The sequence below is a fragment of the Vibrio sp. Y10_XG_PY6 genome, from assembly GCF_024181795.1.
Lineage (GTDB): Bacteria > Pseudomonadota > Gammaproteobacteria > Enterobacterales > Vibrionaceae > Vibrio > Vibrio diabolicus.
This window is the reverse complement of record NZ_JAMZAQ010000001.1, coordinates 1,075,897-1,096,389: the sequence shown is the minus strand read 5'-3', so window position 1 is coordinate 1,096,389 and position 20,493 is coordinate 1,075,897. Positions and strand designations below refer to the sequence as shown.

Here is a 20,493-nt window from a genome sequence, read left to right as displayed (position 1 = left end):
TTCTAAGATTAAGAACCTGCTCACTTTAGTGTTTGATAAAGTAATGTTTTAAGAATTAGGCACAAAAGCTATTACTAATAAGTCAGTTCAACTGAGATACGGATAACGAACAACGATGGCAACAACGGACATTACCATCAATGTTTGTGCGGAATAGTAGGTCACCATGACGACTTGTCGGGAAAATACGGATCGTCCCCCGAAGCGTTCAAAAGCTAAGACGGTACCAGAAACGATGAAGATAAAGCTTCCGAGCACTGCAAATGAGGACGATTGTGTTTTTCCACTCAAATAATACTCGATAGCAGCCCAACACATGGTCATCAATACCAATATGTAGCTGGCAACCGGGAGCTTTTCTTGACCAAGGTCCGGTCGAAACAACCAATAGAAACATACACCGAGTCCAAATAAAGCAATAGGGAGCCAAGGCGTAAAATGCCAAGCGGACATGATGGTAAAACCGTAGCTATAGGAAAGATGGGCAGAGCAGAAGAGCACTAATCCGGTAATAAACTTATCTCTAGGGAGCATTAATAGTAGATCACCAAGCAACGAGAGCGATAAGCCAACCAAAATCCAACGCGTGTATGGCATATGATAGGCAGGAGACTGGATTAAAATCCCTAACATACAGAGCACTGGTAATGGTTTGGATACGTAGAAGACCCACTTAGGACCTTTACGGATACTGATGATATGTATGAATGCTAATACGACAACAACTAGCCACATAAAATGGATTCTCGAACAGACAAGCTAATGTAGTGGATAACTACAACAAATAAAAGGTCCATTAAATGAGTAAGTTAGACCTTTGAATTCAATTTTATTTTTTGTTTGTGTAAAGCTGGACAGTTGTCTCTTTACTGACCTACACGATCAATGAGTTTGTAGGGATTAATCGTTATTTTGAGGAGTTCCCGAATTTGAACGTGATGAAGCTTACAAAATAGCATAAAAAAACGGTATTGTGACCGTTAAGTCACAATACCGTTAAACCCTAGAAAGGGCAGTGAACTGTTTTTGCTGTTAGGCAACAGCGAGTTCTAAAATTTCACGACTACGTTCAAGAGTAATCGCCTGGTTTTCACCGAGAACGGTCATTCCGTGTTTATTGAGTTGTTCGATGATGGCATCGATCGCTTGTTCACGACTTTCATCATAGTTTTCTAGCTTAGTTGCGACATCAAGTTGATGATAAAACGCTTCGATCGCTTCGATGGTACGTTCAGCAAGGTCGTCTCCAGCTTCAAGTCCAAATACGTTGCGACCCATTTGCTCTAGTTTAGGACGTTTAAATTGCATTTGGTTGCGAAGTAGCGATGGTTGGACGATTGCAAGAGAACGTGCGTGATCGACGCCCCATAGAGCCGTTAATTCATGGCCGATCATATGTGTCGCCCAGTCTTGTGGAACGCCACTACCAATTAACCCGTTCAATGCTTGGTTAGCAGACCACATTAGGTTTGCGCGCCACATATCGTCGTCTCGCTCGGCAAACTGTTCTCCGAGTGTTTTTAAGGTTTTCAGCAGTGTTTCTGCATAACCATCTTGAACCATTGCGCCGGTAGGAAGCGTCAAGTATTGCTCACATACGTGCACCCACGCGTCAACAATGCCGTTGATCAACTGGCGTTCTGGCAATGTTTTCATTACATCCGGGTCTAACACAGCAAATTTAGGCTGTACTGCTGGAGACATGAACGGAAGTTTGTCTTGAGTTTCTTTTTTAGTGATAACTGCGCCCATGTTTGACTCTGAGCCTGTTGCTGGCAATGTCAAAATTGCAGCTAGAGGCGTCGCTTCAGTGACTTGGTGTTTACCAATCATGATATCCCAGCCATCACCATCATACTTAGATGCTGCTGCTACGTATTTAGAGCCATCAATGACTGAACCACCACCTACAGCAAGAATAAAGTCAACACCATGTTCTTTTACCATTGCGACCGCTTTATCGAGCGTTTCTTTGGTTGGGTTGGGTTCAACACCAGAAAACTCTAGCCATTCATGTCCCTCTAGTGCTTCTGAGACTTGGTCGTACACGCCATTTTTTTTAATTGAGCCACCGCCGTATACCACTAAAACTTTTTGGTCGGATGGGATAGCTTCTTTGATTGCAGCGATTTGTTTTTGACCAAAGAAAATCTTGGTTGGGTTTACATAAGAAAAGTTCATTATTAGCCCTCTTGCTTCCAGTAAAGGAGATTGAATACGTGCATATTAGTCCTGATTAACGTTCGTTAACAGGTCGATTTCTGCAAATAATTTGCCTATTTCTACAAAATTAATGCTCTTGAACTAGAAAGTTAAAGTTGAGAGGAAGTATAGTGCTCACAATAATAATAGAGACCAAACTCGTTGGTCATTGATGGAGCGCTCTAATGCACACTCTCGCAGATATCATGCAGCAATATGTTGAAAAGCAGGGACTGCATGACTTAGAAGGTATGAAGAAAACCGCAATAGATGGCGTATGGTTTTATCGCAGTAGCAAAGGAAATCATCGACAGCCGTTTGTCTATCAGTCTGGCATTATTGTTTTAGGTCAAGGACATAAGAACATTCATATTGGTGATACACCTGTCCAATATGGGCCCGATGATTACCTTGTCGTAGGAGTTCCCATGCCCCTGGAGTGCGAAGCGTTTGCGACAAACAATGAGCCTTTACTTGGCATCTCGATAGATATTTCGCCAACGCTTCTTCATAAGCTCGTTAAAAAACTTGAGGCTGAGAAATTCAGTAATAAGTGTCTGGATGCTACCCGTTGCGGCCTTAAATCGGTACGCATGAGCGAAGGTATGCTGGATGCATGCAAGCGACTAATGAGCGCGTTGTGTAATGAGCTTGATGTTGTCATGCTCGGTGATCTACTTCTTGAGGAAATTGTTTATCGCACTTTGGTAAGCAAAGAAGGGTATGTTTTATTTGACTTAGCACACCAAGAAGGCTCTTACGCTAGAGTGGCCAAAGCATTGAATCGTGTTCATCAAGCGTATCATGAACAGTTGAGCGTACAAACATTGGCTGAAGAAGCCAACATGAGTGTGTCTGCTTTCCATCAAGCATTTCGCAATGTCACGCTTGAATCTCCGTTGCAATACATTAAGAAAGTTCGACTTAATAAAGCGCGCGAGTTAATCCAGTTGGAGGGGCGACGTGTTAATGATGCCGCGAGAATGGTCGGGTACACGAGCCCATCACAGTTTAGTCGCGAGTACAAGCGACATTTTAATGAAACACCAAGGTCAACAAAGGCTTAGTGATCTTTATTTCAAAATAACGACTTTTTTTGCCTTTTTTATTAATTTGCGAGTGACATATTTATTTGATTTATAAAATTAGTTACTGGTGCCAAATAATAGGTACGTTGTTGCAAGCATTTAGTGGATTGTTGCGAGGCGGTGTGGAAAACTCGTAAATAGATAGTGTGAAATCACCAACTTGTACTTAAGTTATTTTACGTCGAAATAAAAGTATAAGTGCGCTTTGCTTAGCGCATTTAGTATTGTTTTAACAATAACTTAAGGAAGAGCGATTATGCACCTTAAAAACGGCAACGCAGTGAAAAGCGTGTTCACACTAAGCACTCTCACCGCTTCTTGTCTTATGGCCTTCAATAGCTACGCAGCGGTTGACTGTGCCCCTCTAGAAACTTGGCAATCATCAAAAGTTTATAACGGTGGTGACCAAGTTCAACATGAAGGTAATGCTTACAAAGCACGTTACTGGACGCAAAACAGTAACCCAGCGCAATCTGGTGAGTGGGGCGAGTGGGAAACACTTGGCGCATGTGATGGCACTGGACCGATTGATCCACCTCAGAATGAAGTCCCGACTGTTACTCTAACATCGCCTTCTGCGTCGGCTTCTGTGACTGCAGGGGATGTTGTTAACCTAGCTGCAGATGCAGCTGATACCGATGGTACTGTTAGCAAAGTAGAATTCTTTGTTGATGGCGTATTAGTTGGTCAGGCAACGTCTGCGCCTTATGCTGCGTCATGGACAGCGACTGAAGGCCAGCACGAATTCTCTACTAAGGCGTATGATGATGCAGGTGCAGTAAGCACAGCAAGCGCTGTGACGTTAACTGTGGCACCGGCACAACCTGGTAACGAAGCGCCGACAGTGGATGTTGCACTTTCTGCGACTTCTATTGACTTGGGTGGTTCCGTCACACTGACTGCGAATGCCGCAGATGCGGATGGCACCGTTGCTAAAGTTGATTTCTATGTGGCGGGTGTCCTTGCTGGCACCGCAACAACTGCGCCATACACGCTTGATGTAACGCCTTCACAAGCTGGTTCGCTAAGTGTTTATGCGAGAGCAACCGATGATGCCGGAGCAACAGCAGATTCTGCACTTGCGACGTTAACGGTAAACGGTGGCGCGGTGACATCTAACTGTCGCCCTGATGGCTTGTATCAAACAACGGGTGTAGACGTTCCTTACTGTTCTATTTATGACGAAGAAGGTCGCGAGAAAATGGGCGCCGATCACCCACGTCGTGTGATTGGTTACTTTACTAGCTGGCGCGCAGGTGAGGACCCTCAATCTACTTACCTTGTTAAAGATATTCCTTGGGAGCAACTTACTCACATTAACTACGCGTTTGTGAGCATTGGTTCTGATGGTAAAGTAAACGTTGGTGACGTTAATGACCCTAACAACCCTGCTACGGGTAAAACTTGGCCTGGCGTTGAGGTAGATCCTGCTCTTGGCTTCAAAGGTCACTTTGGTGCGCTCGCGACTTACAAGCAAATACATGATGTTAAAACGTTAATCTCTATCGGTGGTTGGGCTGAAACGGGCGGTCACTTCGATACGAACGGCAATCGTGTAGCTGATGGTGGTTTCTACACCATGACGACGAATGCGGACGGTTCTATTAACCATGCTGGCATCGAGAAGTTCGCAACTTCAGCCGTTGAAATGATGCGTCAGTACAAGTTCGATGGCCTGGATATCGACTATGAATACCCGACATCAATGGCTGGTGCTGGTAACCCTTACGACAAAGACTTCATGGAACCACGTCGTCAGTATCTATGGGCGTCTTACCAAGAGCTGATGAAAGTATTGCGTGAGAAACTTGACGCGGCATCCGCGCAAGATGGCATTCATTATATGCTGACTATCGCAGCACCATCTTCAGGTTACCTACTGCGTGGTATGGAAACCTTCGATGTAACTAAGTACCTAGACTACGTAAACATCATGTCTTACGACTTGCATGGGGCTTGGAATGATCACGTTGGTCACAACGCAGCATTATTCGATACAGGTAAAGACTCGGAGCTAGCGCAGTGGAACGTATACGGCACTGCTGCATACGGTGGTATCGGTTACTTGAACACAGACTGGGCTTACCACTATTTCCGTGGTTCTATGCCAGCAGGTCGTATCAACATCGGTGTTCCTTACTACACCCGTGGTTGGCAAGGTGTTACTGGTGGTGAAAATGGTCTGTGGGGCCGAGCTGCACTGCCAAACCAAGCTGAGTGTCAACCAGGTACCGGTGAAGGGGAGAAGAACAACTGTGGTCACGGTGCTATTGGTATCGACAACATGTGGCACGATACCGACCCTAAAGGCAACGAAATGGGCGCTGGCTCTAACCCAATGTGGCATGCGAAGAACCTAGAAAATGGTATCTGGGGCTCTTACGCAGCCGCGTACGGTCTGGATCCAGTTAACGATCCTTCAGATAAGCTTGTTGGTACATATACTCGTCATTACGATAGCGTTGCTGTAGCGCCTTGGTTGTGGAACGCAGAGAAGAGCGTGTTCCTGTCTACGGAAGATAAAGCTTCTATCGAAGTGAAAGCTGATTACGTTATCGATAAAGAAATCGGCGGTATTATGTTCTGGGAACTGGCAGGTGACTACAACTGTTACGTACTGGATGCAAATGGTAATCGTACGGCAGTAGATGCAACTGAACAAGCTTGTGCGGCTGGTAATGGTGAGTACCACATGGGTAACACTATGACCAAAGCTATCTACGACAAGTTTAAGTCTGCAACACCGTACGGTAATAAAGTCGCGACGGGTCCGACACCAACAGAAGCGGTAGACATTGCAGTCAGCGTTGGCGGCTTTAAGGTTGGCGACCAAAACTACCCAATTAATCCGAAGATCACGTTTACGAACAACACTGGTCAAGCGATCCCTGGTGGTACTGAATTCCAGTTTGATATCCCAGTATCAGCTCCTGATAACGCGAAAGATCAATCTGGTGGCGGTTTGAAAGTCATTGCTTCTGGACATACTCGAGCAAACAACATCGGTGGCTTAGATGGCGTAATGCACCGCGTATCGTTCTCTCTACCTGCTTGGAAAGATTTACCAGCGGGCGGTACTTACGAGCTTGATATGGTTTACTACCTACCAATCTCTGGTCCGGCTAACTACTCAGTGATTTCTGGTGGTAAAGAGTTTGCGTTCAAGTTTGAACAGCCAGAACTGCCAATTGGCGACCTAAATGCAGGCTCGGGTGATGGTGGTACTACTGAACCAGGTACGTGTGATACGACAGGTTTAGTGACATACCCAGCTTTACCACAAACGGATTGGGCTGGTAACCCAAGCCACGCAAACCAGGGTGATAAGATCATCCACAACGGTGTGGTTTACCAAGCGAATTGGTGGACAGCGGCTGAGCCGGGCACAGATGGTAGTTGGTCAACGGTATGTAACATCTAATCGTTTTTGATTAACTGTTATAGCCTAACGTTAATAGGCTCTTAAACAAAAGCGCACGATGATGATCGTGCGCTTTTTTGTTGCGATGGTTTGTCGTTTAATCGAATTGATAACTTTCGGGTATGACGACAATACCTTTGTCTGAGATTTTAAATCGCTTCGCATCTTCTAGTTTGTTGATGCCAATTTGAGTATGTGGCGGAATACGAACATGTTTATCAACTATGCAGTTGACCAACTGACTTCCTTCTCCGACCTCTACGTCATCAAAAATGATGGAATCGACTACCGTGGCACTGTCTTGAATGCGTACGTTAGAGGAAATAATGGAATGCTGTACTGAGCCTCCAGAATTGATGACACCGGTAGCAATGATGGAGTTAATAAAAATACCTTCATTGCCCGTGGCTGACGATACGGTACGAGCTGGTGGAAACTGCGGCTCGTAAGTACGAATCGCCCAATTGGATTGATATAGGTTCATTGGTGGTACTGGCTCTAGCAGATCCATATTCGCTTCATAGAAGGAATCAATGGTACCCACGTCGCGCCAGTAGCAATCCTTATCAACGCGCCCTTTACTGCCACAAAATTGATAAGCATAAACGGATTCCGTATCAATCAGCTTAGGTATGATGTCTTTTCCGAAGTCATGACTTGATGAATCGAGTTTTGAGTCGTCTTCGAGTGCTTCTTTTAAAACATCCATATCAAAGATATAGATCCCCATGGAAACGAGGCTTCTGGTTTTGCTTCCTGGAAGGGTAGGTGGGCATTCTGGTTTTTCTATAAATGAAGTAACTCGCCCGTTTTCTGCGGTGCCCATTACCCCGAATGCTGAAGCATCCTCTACGGGAACATCCATACAGGCAACGGTGAGCTTAGCACCTTTCTCTTTATGCTCTTCAAGCATCGCGGCGTAGTCCATTCGATAGATATGATCGCCGGATAACACAACCACATACTTCGCGTCATTGCGCGATAGTAACCACATGTTGTGATAAATAGCATCAGCGGTTCCTTCATACCATGCACCACCTTTGCGCATTTGAGGTGGAACCGCAGTAATGTACTCGCCAAGCTCTGGATTGAATATTGACCAACCATCTCGCAAGTGTTTTTGAAGTGAATGAGATTTGTATTGGGTCAAAACAAGGATTTTACGTAAACCTGAGTGTAAACAGTTGGTTAGTGTGAAATCTATAATTCTATACTTTCCGCCAAAAGGTACTGCTGGCTTGGTTCTATCATCGGTGAGTGGGCTGAGCCTAGACCCCATCCCCCCAGCTAAAATTACGGCGAGTGCGTCTTCCATATTATTCCCTTTCCCTTTTTTGCATGCATCAAAACGGTGCTAACCAGGAGGAAGTGGTGTACAGCGCAGAGGTTTTGAAAGTGCATGTGCTGATGTGTTTACTACTGCAAACTTTAGTACAAGATTCGAGCCATAGAATATCTCTTTAAAAATCAAAGGGGTTAAAAGTTCATCGCAAGGTAATTGCACCACATTAGTGAAGTGCTAAGTAGGCCGTGCATCAAATTGGCGCAAGATTATAGGGAAGGGGAGAAAATAAGTATGGATTTACAATGTAAAGTGAGGATAAAACAGTAAGATAAAGATAATCAAGCACGCCTCTTCATCTGTTCAAAGTGAGTGGATATAGAAGTAAACCACTCACTCTTTAAACGTGCTTCCTTTATAGTCAACTATACGTTGACGTTACACTAAGAGAGACCGATGATATTTCCTTCATCATCAAGGTCTAAATTCATAAATGCAGGTTTATCAGGCAAACCTGGCATCGTCATCACCGTGCCTGATAACGCATATACAAACCCAGCGCCAGCACACAGACGTAACTCGCGGATAGGGACTGTAAAACCTGTCGGCGCGCCTTTGACAGCGGAATCTGTTGTTATTGATAGTGGGGTTTTCGCTATGCAAACCGCTAAGTTGTTAAAACCTAGATTTTCAAAATGGTTGAGCTGTTCAGTAGCAAGGGAACTCATTTCTATATTGGCGGCACCATAGCCAGCTTCACACACAGCCATAAGTTTTTCGTGTAACGATTGTTCTTTATTGTATAAGGGACGAAACTCTGTAGGCTGGGTACAAACGTCAATAACATGTTGAGCTAACTGAGTTGTGCCTTGCCCGCCTTGAGCAAAAGCGGTGCTGATAGCGACTTTAACTTCCGGATTAAATTTCTGAACCAGCTCTTTAAGTATTTTAAGCTCTTTCTCACAATCTTGCGGAAACTGGTTAATAGCGACAACAGCTGGAATGCCATATTTATGGACGTTATTAATGTGCCATTTTAAGTTTTCAAATCCCGCTTCCAATGCTTCTTGGTCTGGATTAAAAATGGAATCTGGAATGGCCATACCTGGTCGTAAATCGTAGTGTCCAGAATTTGCTTTGAGGCCGCGTAATGTCGCTACTATCACTACACAATCTGGCGCCTTGCTGGCGGCGGCAGCTTTAATGTTACACGCTTTCTCAAATCCCATGTCCGAACCAAACCCCGCCTCTGTTACAGTGTAACTTGATAGTTTTAGCGCGATATCGTCGGCAATAATAGATGAATTTCCATGGGCGATGTTTGCAAACGGGCCTGCGTGAATCAACGTAGGAACACCTTCCAGAGTTTGCATCAGTGTCGGTGCAATGGCCTCTTTTAATGTCACTGCCATTGCTCCTGCAACTTGCAGATCCTCAGTGGTTACCGGGTTTCCGTTCAAATCGTACGCTACGACAATTTTCCCAATACGCTGACGTAAATCTTTCAAATCTTTAGCCAGTGCAATGATAGCCATTAACTCAGACGCGGCAGAAATATCGAACCCTTCGTCGCGTTCGTATCCATTGATGACTTTTCCTGGCTCATTTAACCCAATTTTGACTTTACGTAGTGCGCGATCATTATGGTCCATTACTCGTTTCCAAGTAATGCTTGCCGTATCGATTTTAAGTGCCTTTAATCCAGTACGTGCTTCAAAGGCATCATAGCCTTCGCGTTGTTCATGATACAAGCGAGCATCAAGCGCGGCTGAAGCTAGATTATGCGCCGCCGTCACCGCATGGATGTCACCAGTAAGGTGTAAGTTCAGTTCTTCCATTGGAGCAACTTGGGAATAACCACCGCCAGCAGCACCGCCTTTAATACCGAATACAGGCCCCATAGAAGGTTGTCTAATACATGCGATAACGGATTGTCTAAGCTTAGCTAAACCTTGCGCCAGTCCGACAGTTGTAACGGTTTTTCCTTCGCCAAGTGGGGTAGGAGTGATCGCAGTAACAAGCACAAGCTTACCGTTATCATTCTCTTTTAGCCGCTCCAAACATTTTGGATGGACTTTGGCTTTGTGCTTCCCGTGAGTGTCATATTCTTCGGGTAGTAACCCTACTTTTTCCGCAATAACATCAATAGAAGAAAGTGGTGTGTTTCGGCAAATTTCAATATCTGACTGCATGGATAATCCCTAAAGTGACTCGCAGGTAGTGTTGAAAAACAATCTGAGTTGGAGCAAGTATTATTGTTGGGCAAACGTTTGCTCGGTGATAGTACGGTTTCGATTCGGTATGTAAAGAGTTTACTGCTCTATACTGTGCTACATACTAACAAAATCTACTATTTACTGCGCCAGATCAAAACAAAAAGGCCACCAAATGGTGACCTTGATGTATTTTTAGCTTTAAAGCTGTGATCTTAACGATCCCAGTAAGTTTCTTCTAAGCTATCTTCTCGTTCAGGAAGTGCTCGCGATAGGCGAGGAGAGTGTTGCGTCAACACTTCATAGCTTACTCGGTTTGCATATTTACAGATCTGAGAAAGTGATGAGTAAGTCAAACAGCGTACTTCGTGCTTTTCTGAGTTAGGCACTTCTTTTTGATGGAAAGAGTTTGCAGCCATATCATGCAGTAAAGCAGAAAGCGCCGCATCACCTGCGCCGTTGGTGTTCTTAATCTCTAGTGGACCACCTAGGTAAGGACCAATGTAAGAGTATACCTTCATTGGCTTCTCACAATCTCCTTTACGCATCGCACGACTAAATTCGTATTGGTTAAAGGCTTCAATTGAACCTTCAAGAATGTCGTGTGTGGTTTCTCGTTTTACTTTTTCGTCGGTGTAACCTGCCATGTATAGGCCATTTGGCCCTGCAGTACATAGAACAAGATCGACCCACTCAAGTGCTTTATCAGCAGCCGCAAGCGGCTCTGTCTCGCCTGTTAATGCGGCGCCTTCTTCTTCATTCATTGCAACAACAGATATGTTCTCGCGAATGTACTCTTGCCACCATTGCGCGTTACCTTCGATAACGTACTTTGTGCCTAAAGTCAGTACAACAGGGACATCGTGCTTTTTGGCAAAGTCGATCGCTTTTTGTACCGCTTTCGGCATTGGATCCTCTTCTTTACCGCGCATTAGGTAAGAAGAAACAACCAGAGCTGATGCTTTCTCAAAGATCTCTTCAGGAATGCTTTCCGGAAGTAGTTGGTTCATGTGACCTTCATTGATAGCAAATGTGCGTTCGCCATCTTGAGAAATCAGGGTATAACAACGACCAATAGGACCATCTACCGTTTGTAGGTGGTTGAGGTTCATGCGTGAAGAGGTGCGGCAAAGGTAGCGGTAAGCAAAAGAACCAACTTGAATGTTCTTGGACATCACACCGAGCAAAACGGATTTGCTATCCGCCAATACTGAGTAATTGTGGAGCGTGTTGCCAATCGTGTCACCTGGGTATTGGTGTGTGATCAGGCCTTGCTCAACCAGTTCTTCGTAAAGTGCATCTGCTTTGCTTTCTTCAAGAACGAGTGAATGTCCTTTACTTAGGTTGTATTTTTCTAAAAACGCATCATCTACACGCGCTTCGATATCTACGATGGTTTGACCGACACCAACAATAGTTGGGCGATATAGCTTAGGCGCTTGTCGGATTTGGTTTACTAATGGATCTCGAGCGTGAGTTGGGAAGTAGTGTTTAGATTTACGCTGACCAGGAAACTTCATGCTTGTTCTTGAGTGAGAAAAAAAGAGGCGGGATTGTATCACAAAAAAATGAAAATCGTGGCCTTTTATTACAAAGAAGTTTGCCCGCTGAAAAAATCAGCGAGCTGGAGAAATTGCGACCAAGATAGCCTAAATTACTGATGCTTATAGTACTGCAATTGGTCGTTGATCGGTTATTCTCTTTAACAACGAGCTTGGAGCTACCCAAAATTAGCTGCGTTACTTTTTCACTTCTGTTGGCTCAACGTAAGCCTTGGTGCCCCAAAGTGGAACCGTCGATAGGCTGTGCTTAAAGCTACCGTCTGTCTCTTTTGTTGTGTAAGACAGGTAGAGTAAGGTTTGGTTGTCTGCATCATAAATTCGGCGAACCTTCATTGTTTTGAAGAAAATACTTTTTGACTTCTTAAATACAATTTCGCCAGACTTACTTTTATCTATTTTTGCAATCATTTCCGGCGTGATTTCGCCAGTCTGACGACATGATATTGAGCTGTCACTTGGATCCGCTAAACTAAAATCGGCTTCGATAGAAGCTATATGACACGTTACCCCCGTGACTACCTCGTCTTTTAATTCACCTACTTTGATGTCTTTCAAAGTAAACCAACCGAGTCCTACATCAGCAACATCGTTATCTGAACAACCAACCAGCGTAGTAGCAAGCAATGCACTTAACAGCATCTTTTTCATTATTTTTGTCCTTAACTAGGAAAGATATTGATGAAATCTATCAGAGGTTTGCAACTAAAACAAAATTTAGCCAAGGAAAGGTCTACGTACGCTAGGTTTGTTGTGGGCTTCATGCTAATGTACTGCTCTAAACGAAATGATGAGTTAGAGTGACCATACTTTCTCCCAATATGTTTGACTTTATATCGCTTGTCGCTCTGTCTAAGCTTCACTCTATGTGAGAATGAAACACTCTGCACATTTCGTTTTGCAACTAAGGTATCAAAATGAATGAACAACAGTTAGCCAGTATCGAGCGTAAAAATACATGGCTGTATGATCTGGTTGAAGTTGAATTTCCAACACCAGAGAGTCTGAAAGGGCGTGATGTCTATTTCAAAGCACTAGAACAAGCAACCTATCAAGTGGTCGACAAAGACACGCTACTTGAGAGTAATTCTGAATTTAGCTCTGACGATATTTTTCTGGTCGATTTTCACCGACTTACTATCATGTTTTCTGTCCTGCAGTCTCAGCGTTGGGATCAACAGTACGATAAAGATATGATTGTGGAATATCTCACTCAGATAATTCTAACGCCAGATTTTGAATTATATGTTGGTTTTAAATCTGGAGCTCCAATTGGTGCCGCTATTATTAGCCACCTTGAAGGAAACACGCTTATCTCTGATGTCGCGGTTTCTGAATCAAAATACAAGAGTTCGTTTGTGGCGGATCTTGCTAAAAGACTAAGTACCGAACACAAGCTTTTAGATTCGGTGATTATTGAAAGCCAATTTGCGCACTCAAATGCATAAAAAGCAAAGCAAGATGACGATAGGTGATCTTGCTTAGAAAAACTGTAATTGCTCCCCTCTATTTCCATGAAATGCCAAGCTCGTCGTTTCAACAATCCCAAACTTAAATAAGATTAAGCCAACATTTTTAAAATCAGCTAGGGCATTAGCCTTTAAGATGTCTGGAGATGGCTATGGCAATTACCAATATTAAGTGCGTGATATTTGATTGTGATGGTACGTTGGTCGATAGTGAACGATTGTGTTGCCAAGCTCTCGTCAATGTATTTAACCTGCATGGCGCAGAATTAACGATGGAAGAGTGCGTTTCTCATTTTAAAGGAGGAAAGCTCGCTGACATCCTTTTAGATACTAAAGAGCTGAAAGATATCAAAGTCCCTATTGATGTCTTAGAGCCGCAATACCGTGAAGAAGTCCAGTCTCTTTTTGTTCGCCACTTACAGCCGATGGATGGCGCAAAGCGATTAATTCAGTTTTTAGATTCGCATAATATCGAATATTGTGTCGCGTCCAATGGGCCGAAAGATAAAATAGAATACGCATTGGAGTTAACAGGATTGCTCGATGCTTTCCAGGGGAAAGTGTTCTCTGCATTCGATGCGAATAGTTGGAAGCCTGAACCTGACTTAATTATGTACAGTGCAATGAGCATGGGCTTTTTACCGAGCGACTGCCTTTATATTGATGACACACCTAAAGGCGTAGAAGCGGGATTAAATGCTGGCATTAAAACCGTACAGCTATTTAATGGTGAGGCAATCAATCGTGTTGATGATGAACGCGTAATTCGCATTCAACATTTAGATGAATTAAAAGAGCAGCTATTTAGCTGCTCTGTTTAATCTCTTAATGGCACACCGTACTTAAGCTATGGATATGTTTAAGTTTGGACTGTAGGTAAGGGGTTTGATGTAGGCATTGGATGGATGAGAAGCTTTTTGTATGAAATCCGCAAGCAGCGCATGTGAATTTCTCTCCATCCGATGAAATGAGATATTCATCCCCCTGGCAGAGAGGGCAACTTAGGTTTTCGATGTCTTTTGTATCTTTGTAATTATTCATATTGTTTTCCAGCAGCAAATTGGAATTGGCAGGATTAAGCATAGCGGAACGCTTTGTTTATGAACATTATTTCATCAGGTACAGCGAGAACTTGAGATTCACTTCAAATATCCACTTGTGTGTAGTAGAAAATATCGACGATAACGGCTGAAAACGGTTTAAAGAAAAGGGCTCCTGAGGAGCCCTTGTTGATCATAAATGCTGCAAAGTTATGCTGTGCGGTAGCGTTGTAATACCTCACCAAGAGACACTGACGCCTGAGTGAGATTAGCTACCCCTACGGTAGATTGCTCTGCAACTTCTCTGATTGTGCTCGACTGGCTGCGAATTTCTGAAAGCTCAGATGCAATATCGTTGGCGACTGCGCTTTGTTCTTCTGCTGAGGTGGAAATTTGGATACTCATGTCCATCAATGAGCGTGCGGATTCAGCAATAGACGTCACATCATGACCAATTTCATCAATAAGCTGGCTACTGGTTTGCGCTTGTTGAACGGTTCGGTCAGTGATTGAAGCAATGTTCTGGCTCTCGGTTTGTAGTTTCTCAATCATGGCTTGAATTTCTACTGTTGCCTGTTGAGTTCGGCTTGCCAATGTACGCACCTCATCAGCAACCACAGCAAATCCACGACCTTGTTCACCAGCGCGTGCTGCTTCAATTGCCGCATTCAGAGCCAATAGGTTGGTTTGTTCTGAAATGGCATTGATCGTTGTGATAACGTCATTAATCTGCGTCGTGTTTTCATTTAAATTGGTTACTGAGGTGGAAGCCTGTTCAATATAGCTGGATAACGTCTCAATTTCTCCAATCACATTTTGCACGCGATTTCTGCTTAGCTCGATCTTTTGAGCATCCTGATCGGATTGCATCGTCGCTTGTTGGGAAATGCTGGATACTTCTTTTGCAGAGGCTGTCATTTCTTCCATTGCTGTCGCGACGGAATCGAGTGTTTGATATTGATGAGATATCTGCGTTTCGCTCAACTGCATATCTTTTTCGAATGCAGAAGATGTCTCACTCAATGTAGCCGCATTATTTTTCACACTGTTAACCAGTTCACTTAAGGTGTCCATAGATTTATCTAACGCGCAACCAATGGTGCCAAACTCGTCTCGGCCAGGATGAAAACCAAGGCGAGAGGTTAAATCACCTTCACCAATTTTTTCGGTTGTCGTATATAAAACCCACAGGGCGCCTCCTATAAAGGTCGCAACCCAGTAAGAGAAAAGGGCAAAAGGAACAACCCATAAAAAGCTGAGTAACAGAGAGGTTAAGGCTGACGACTTTGCAGATTCGTATTGCGCGGATACGTTTTGAGTCAACTTAATCACTTCGCCAGAATGCAACTTTGCATAAGCGGTGACAGAGCCATCAACAAAAGAGCTCTCGCTTACGCGACTTGATTTCGATACGCCGTCAATTTGTGGAACATGACCTGGTTGAGCGTCAACAATACCAGAAAGTTTCGCTTCGCTAGCAGAAATCGCTTGTTGTTTAAATTGTTGTATTTCATTGAAGTAGCGGCTTCCAGCCACAGAAGTGAGGGCTACTAAAAACAGCAGGAATATAACCCACATTTTGTCGTTGATAGACATCTTGATAAACAGCCTGTCTATCGTTCTAAACTCAACTTCTCTCATTTAAAGCTCCATTAGAGATAAAAGATATTGACCAAATCTATTGCTATATCGAAACAAAATATGCGAAGTTAATCAGCAAAATATGTAACGAAAACTAAATTTAGTTTAAGAAATGAGATCTAAGGACGCCTATAACGGTATGTTATATCTTTAAATTGACATAAATATTGATAAAAGAGCTATTTCTCTGAAGTGCTAAGTAGATATGAAATCTGGTTGCAAACGTTTACTTTTGATTCTGCTCATAGGTTTTTAAATCTTTACTTCTCGCTGTCATGAATGTGTCATATAAAGACTATAAAAAGGAGTTGTTGACGTGGAAATGGCAAGGCCAAGCCGTCAGCAAGTACAAGCAAGAGAGCTTAAAATAAAGGAGGTCACAATGAGCGACCAATACCAAAACGATGAGAGCCTAGAGCTGCTAGATGCGCTTGAAATTGGCATTATCTTGTCGGAATACGTTGGCTCAGAAAACGAAGCCGAATAGCGGAACACTCTCATCTCGTCGTAATTGACGTTATACTAGGTTCATGTCACACCAAGCCTTAAAGGCCAAAACTGGCGTCGGATGAACTTTCTAGCCCACCTGCATATCGCAGACCACTGTAACAGCCATTTATTGGGAAACTTGCTTGGAGACTTCGTAAAAGGAGATCCAAGCAAGCTGTATGAACGTGATATCTCGAACGGCATTAAATTACATAGATTTGTTGACCGCATTACCGATCACCATCCTATTGTTAACGAATGCAAACCTCACTTCAAAGGTACTGCGCGGCGCTTTGCCCCTATCGCTCTCGATATGTTCTGGGACCATTGTCTTGCAAAACACTGGGACGACTTTTATGCCGTATCTCTCGAACACTTTGTCGACTCGGCATACGAGCGAGTAAACCGTGACGTTAATGAACATTTGCCGCCGCGTTTTTTGGTGCTCCACAGCCGGATGTGGCACGGTCGATGGCTTCAGTCATACCAAGACCTGGATAGTATCGAATTTGCATTACATCGAATGTCGCAAAGAAGCCCGAGAATGGCTGACCTTACTACAACATTTAAAGTGATTGAGAGTGATTACACAGTATTGGAAGAGAAGTTCTCGACACTCTATCGAGACGTTTTACGCCAGTCGTATGATTTTCAGCAACAGCTTATTGATTCAGCCCAATGAGATAGAAAAGTAGTATGGCTATTGGGGCTCTGGTAAACTCTGCGCTCCAAAAATAATGAGGTTACACATGTCTGTTAATTTTGCTGACTTAGGCATTGAACAAAAGCTAATCGAGACGCTAAGCAATCTAAATATCGTGACGCCAACACCAGTGCAAGAAAAGTCTATTCCACATGTCCTTGAAGGAAAGAACTTACTTGCTGCTGCACAAACTGGTACGGGGAAAACGGCTGCGTTTGGTTTACCTATTATACAAACCGTTCAGCAAAAGAAACTCAACGGCACGCCTCAAGCATTGGTTTTGGTTCCAACACGCGAGCTTGCGCAGCAGGTATTTGATAATTTGAATCAGTACTCTGCACAAACCGAACTTCGCATTGTGTGTGTTTATGGTGGTACAAGCATTGGCGTACAAAAGAGGAAGTTAGAAGAGGGCGTTGATATTTTGATTGCAACACCAGGCCGCCTTTTGGATCATCTGTTTAATGGCAACGTAAACATCTCCAAAACCAGTATGCTCGTTCTAGACGAAGCCGACCGTATGTTAGATATGGGATTCTGGCCTGACTTGCAACGCATCTTCCGACGTTTACCCGCCGAAAAACAGATCCTGTTGTTCTCTGCGACATTTGAAAAGCGAATCAAGACTATTGCGTACAAACTCATGGAATCGCCGGTTGAAGTTGAAGTGTCACCAGCAAACACGACGGCTGAAACGGTAAAACAGATGGTTTATCCGGTAGACAAAAAGCGTAAACGTGAATTATTGGCGTACTTGATTGGCTCGCGCAATTGGCAGCAAGTGCTTGTATTTACAAAAACTAAGCAAGGTAGCGATGAGCTAGCAAAAGAGCTTAAGTTAGATGGCATAAAAGCGGTTTCAATTAACGGGGATAAGTCACAGGGTGCGCGTCAAAGAGCGTTGGATGAGTTCAAACAAGGTAAGGTGCGTGCGTTGATTGCGACAGATGTAGCAGCACGAGGACTGGATATTCAAGAGTTAGAGCAAGTGGTGAACTTTGATATGCCATTTAAAGCCGAAGATTATGTCCACCGTATAGGCCGTACTGGCCGTGCAGGAAAGTCGGGGTTAGCTGTGTCTCTAATGAGTCGGGATGAAGAATATTTATTGCATGCTATCGAGAATTTGCTTGATCAACGCCTACCGCAAGAATGGTTGGCAGGCTTCGAGCCAAGCCTTATAGAAGAAGTCGAGCCTGAGAAAAATGGTAGTGGACGCCGTCGAAGCCGTTCATCAGAGAAGCGTAAGCTAAAAGCAAAATTAGCGATTCATAAGAGCCGTGGTAAATCACGTAACTCTCGCTAAACCGCACAAACTTTTGTTCTTACATAGTCAGGCTGTTTTTGCCTCTTCATAAACGTCTAACGTTTGCGGGATAGCGAGTAGGTATCCTTGATACATATCGAAACCGAGTTTTTTCATTAAGTTAAGTTGACGCTCGGTTTCAATTCCTTCGATAACGGTTTTAGAGCGCAACGTTCTTGCTAGTGATAATGCATCGACTAGAGCTTTCCAGTCACCATTTTCGTATCTCAGCATTAACGAGCGATCCATCTTTATTATGTCTGGACGAACGCCTTTCACTCGTTCAATTGTTGAGGCATTGACGCCATAATCGTCGATCGCCAATTTAAACCCGCCTTGGTTTAATTCACGAGCTGCTTGCGACAACGAGGACTCGTCTTCTACGTTCAACTCAAGCAACTCCATGACGATTTGTTCATTTACTAAATGAGATTGATAAATGGTTTGTTTTAGCAGCCTATTGTACGTGATGTCTCTGGCTAGTATTTTTGCTGCTTCTGGTAATACATTAAGAAACAGGTGTTTATTGTGAAAGTGAGATTGGGCAAAGTTTTTGATATGAATTAGGCGACTTAAGCGTTCAACATTGAGTAGGTCTTGAGCGGCAATGATTTTTGATTGGAAAAACTGATCTGGCCTGATCATGGCACCATTAGCATTGGTAATTCTTACTAGTGCCTCAAGTCCAACGATAGAAATATCTTTTTTATATATAGGTTGAAAGACACTTCGAAGAGTGAGCTTTGCGTATTTCGCAATATATTGCCCGTCGGCTTGTTTGCGGATGCAACTAAGAAGTTGCGAGGTGCTCATCATTGTTACGACAACCTAAATCAATGCTTCTACATCAGCGCTATCGCGCTAATTTTTTATTTCATTGGCAGTGAATCTAAGTGGGCTCATGAACTCAAGCAAGAATGATGGTAAGAGATGATTAGATTTGTCGAGTGATATCAAACAAATTGATGAAATGACTGACAATCTTCCTAATGCAATTTGATGTTACCATTGTAGTACTGCATACAGTTGTAAGTATTTTCTGACCAACTGTTGTTTGTTCGAGCGACGCAAAGGATGACCAAACTTAATGTAACAAGGGCTAATGCCAAATCGAGTGTCTAACGATTGCGTGAGCTGCGATTCGCTGGTGTACAGCGTGATGCCTTGCTCCGTGTATTCGTTGATCTGATCGGGCAGTTCACCCATCCACCAATGAAGCAACTCTCGGCTCGTTTTGCTGCGACTGATCCAATGATCACAAACTAAAAAGAGTAGATCATTCGGTTGCAGTGCATAACCATATTCGCTTTGCCATTCTGTAATTGATGAGAGTAAGTTTTCTCGACAAGATTTTCCCGCACTGACCATATGGTGACTCAGGACCCAAACCGTGCCTATTTCAGATGAAATACGATAGTGATGAGGCAGATCCGGCGTATTTAAAACTTCAATTGGTTTTACCACACTGTTGTATCCGAAGTGACGGAAAGTGTGTTCCATTCGTCTTGAAAACGCGAGACCAAGATGATGCTCACTCATGCCTTGGTTATGTACCGCAGGGTAATGCTTTTCACACAGCTTAAGACAGTCGTCTTGAAAATCATTAACACTTTGAATCACTAGGTCGAGTAGCAAAGAATATCCCTTAATAATTAACAAAACGAACTGCAAAAGGTTAGCATAGTCTTTTGAGAATAGACTAATTTACTTCGGCAACTTCTTGATCTAAACACCAAATTTCTCACAAATGATCGCGCCTACTCTTTAAGAGAGCAAGACGATAGAAGCACACATAGAACAAAATTCTGAAAAAGGGCAAAGATGATAAAGTTAGAACGTGCGCAAAAAGAAACGCTGGCAACCGCCATTCAAGATTATATGCAGGACGAACTAGATGTTGAGATTGGCCAGTTCGATAGTGAATTTCTTATTGATTTCATTACAGAAAAACTAGGGCCAATTTATTACAACAAGGGGGTGGAAGATGCAAAATCACTGGTTGAACGTAGAATGTTAGAAGTGTCCGAAGAGCTGTATGAGATAGAACAAGAAGTTAAGCTGTAAGTTTCAGTTTTATAAA

The 20,493-nt window shown here is 43.4% G+C and carries 16 protein-coding genes; 7 read left to right on the top strand and 9 right to left on the bottom strand.

Annotation, left to right across the window (positions count from 1 at the left end):
• Window positions 1–87 precede the first annotated feature (87 nt).
• Both NL644_RS04805 and NL644_RS04800 read right to left on the bottom strand, forming a co-directional pair.
• Window positions 88–735, bottom strand: a complete 648-nt coding sequence (locus tag NL644_RS04805) for a lysoplasmalogenase (RefSeq protein WP_253658080.1) — start codon at window positions 733–735, stop codon at window positions 88–90.
• A 297-nt stretch (window positions 736–1,032) separates the two neighbouring features.
• Window positions 1,033–2,181: an iron-containing alcohol dehydrogenase gene (locus tag NL644_RS04800; protein WP_104973659.1), complete on the bottom strand. Its 1,149-nt coding sequence runs from the start codon at window positions 2,179–2,181 to the stop codon at window positions 1,033–1,035.
• A gap of 206 nt (window positions 2,182–2,387) precedes the next feature.
• On the opposite strand from NL644_RS04800, the gene NL644_RS04795 reads away from it, so the two are divergent.
• Window positions 2,388–3,269 (top strand): AraC family transcriptional regulator, encoded by an 882-nt coding sequence (locus tag NL644_RS04795; RefSeq protein WP_124007862.1) that lies wholly within the window; start codon window positions 2,388–2,390, stop codon window positions 3,267–3,269.
• A 277-nt stretch (window positions 3,270–3,546) separates the two neighbouring features.
• On the top strand, window positions 3,547–6,711 hold the full coding sequence (locus tag NL644_RS04790) for a glycosyl hydrolase family 18 protein (protein ID WP_114323712.1): 3,165 nt from the start codon (window positions 3,547–3,549) through the stop codon (window positions 6,709–6,711).
• A gap of 97 nt (window positions 6,712–6,808) precedes the next feature.
• Here the strand turns inward: NL644_RS04790 and glgC are convergent, their stop codons facing one another.
• The 4 genes from glgC to NL644_RS04770 form a co-directional block, all read right to left on the bottom strand.
• Window positions 6,809–8,026, bottom strand: coding sequence for a glucose-1-phosphate adenylyltransferase (gene glgC / locus NL644_RS04785; protein WP_114323713.1), 1,218 nt, complete (start codon window positions 8,024–8,026; stop codon window positions 6,809–6,811).
• A 410-nt stretch (window positions 8,027–8,436) separates the two neighbouring features.
• Complete coding sequence (locus NL644_RS04780) at window positions 8,437–10,185, bottom strand: formate--tetrahydrofolate ligase (protein WP_114323714.1); 1,749 nt, start codon at window positions 10,183–10,185, stop codon at window positions 8,437–8,439.
• Between the two features lie 236 nt (window positions 10,186–10,421).
• Window positions 10,422–11,726: an inosine/guanosine kinase gene (locus tag NL644_RS04775; protein ID WP_005397615.1), complete on the bottom strand. Its 1,305-nt coding sequence runs from the start codon at window positions 11,724–11,726 to the stop codon at window positions 10,422–10,424.
• 219 nt (window positions 11,727–11,945) lie between these two features.
• Window positions 11,946–12,416 carry a CreA family protein gene (locus NL644_RS04770; RefSeq protein ID WP_005397614.1) on the bottom strand — a complete coding sequence of 157 codons (471 nt, stop codon included), beginning with the start codon at window positions 12,414–12,416 and terminating at the stop codon, window positions 11,946–11,948.
• A gap of 266 nt (window positions 12,417–12,682) precedes the next feature.
• Here NL644_RS04770 and NL644_RS04765 point away from each other — a divergent pair, with 266 nt between their 5' ends.
• Window positions 12,683–13,213, top strand: coding sequence for a flavodoxin (locus NL644_RS04765; protein WP_114323715.1), 531 nt, complete (start codon window positions 12,683–12,685; stop codon window positions 13,211–13,213).
• 173 nt (window positions 13,214–13,386) lie between these two features.
• Complete coding sequence (locus NL644_RS04760) at window positions 13,387–14,055, top strand: HAD-IA family hydrolase (protein ID WP_005397612.1); 669 nt, start codon at window positions 13,387–13,389, stop codon at window positions 14,053–14,055.
• Window positions 14,056–14,484: 429 nt separating this feature from the next.
• Here NL644_RS04760 and NL644_RS04755 read toward each other — a convergent pair whose 3' ends face one another.
• Complete coding sequence (locus NL644_RS04755; protein WP_085343687.1) at window positions 14,485–15,915, bottom strand: methyl-accepting chemotaxis protein; 1,431 nt, start codon at window positions 15,913–15,915, stop codon at window positions 14,485–14,487.
• A gap of 568 nt (window positions 15,916–16,483) precedes the next feature.
• Between NL644_RS04755 and NL644_RS04750 the strand changes: the two genes are divergently transcribed.
• A complete protein-coding gene (locus NL644_RS04750; protein ID WP_114323717.1) occupies window positions 16,484–17,086 on the top strand; it encodes an ACP phosphodiesterase in 603 nt (200 codons plus the stop codon).
• Window positions 17,087–17,153: 67 nt separating this feature from the next.
• Window positions 17,154–18,413 carry a DEAD/DEAH box helicase gene (locus NL644_RS04745; RefSeq protein WP_253658079.1) on the top strand — a complete coding sequence of 420 codons (1,260 nt, stop codon included), beginning with the start codon at window positions 17,154–17,156 and terminating at the stop codon, window positions 18,411–18,413.
• A gap of 27 nt (window positions 18,414–18,440) precedes the next feature.
• On the opposite strand, the gene NL644_RS04740 is transcribed toward NL644_RS04745, so the two are convergent.
• The gene (locus NL644_RS04740) at window positions 18,441–19,229 is read right to left on the bottom strand and encodes an EAL domain-containing protein (RefSeq protein ID WP_253658078.1); all 789 of its coding nucleotides are present in this window, start codon (window positions 19,227–19,229) and stop codon (window positions 18,441–18,443) included.
• A 186-nt stretch (window positions 19,230–19,415) separates the two neighbouring features.
• Window positions 19,416–20,048, bottom strand: a complete 633-nt coding sequence (locus NL644_RS04735; RefSeq protein WP_005395531.1) for a hypothetical protein — start codon at window positions 20,046–20,048, stop codon at window positions 19,416–19,418.
• 186 nt (window positions 20,049–20,234) lie between these two features.
• On the opposite strand from NL644_RS04735, the gene NL644_RS04730 reads away from it, so the two are divergent.
• Window positions 20,235–20,477, top strand: a complete 243-nt coding sequence (locus NL644_RS04730) for a DUF2164 domain-containing protein (RefSeq protein WP_005395529.1) — start codon at window positions 20,235–20,237, stop codon at window positions 20,475–20,477.
• Window positions 20,478–20,493: the final 16 nt, after the last annotated feature.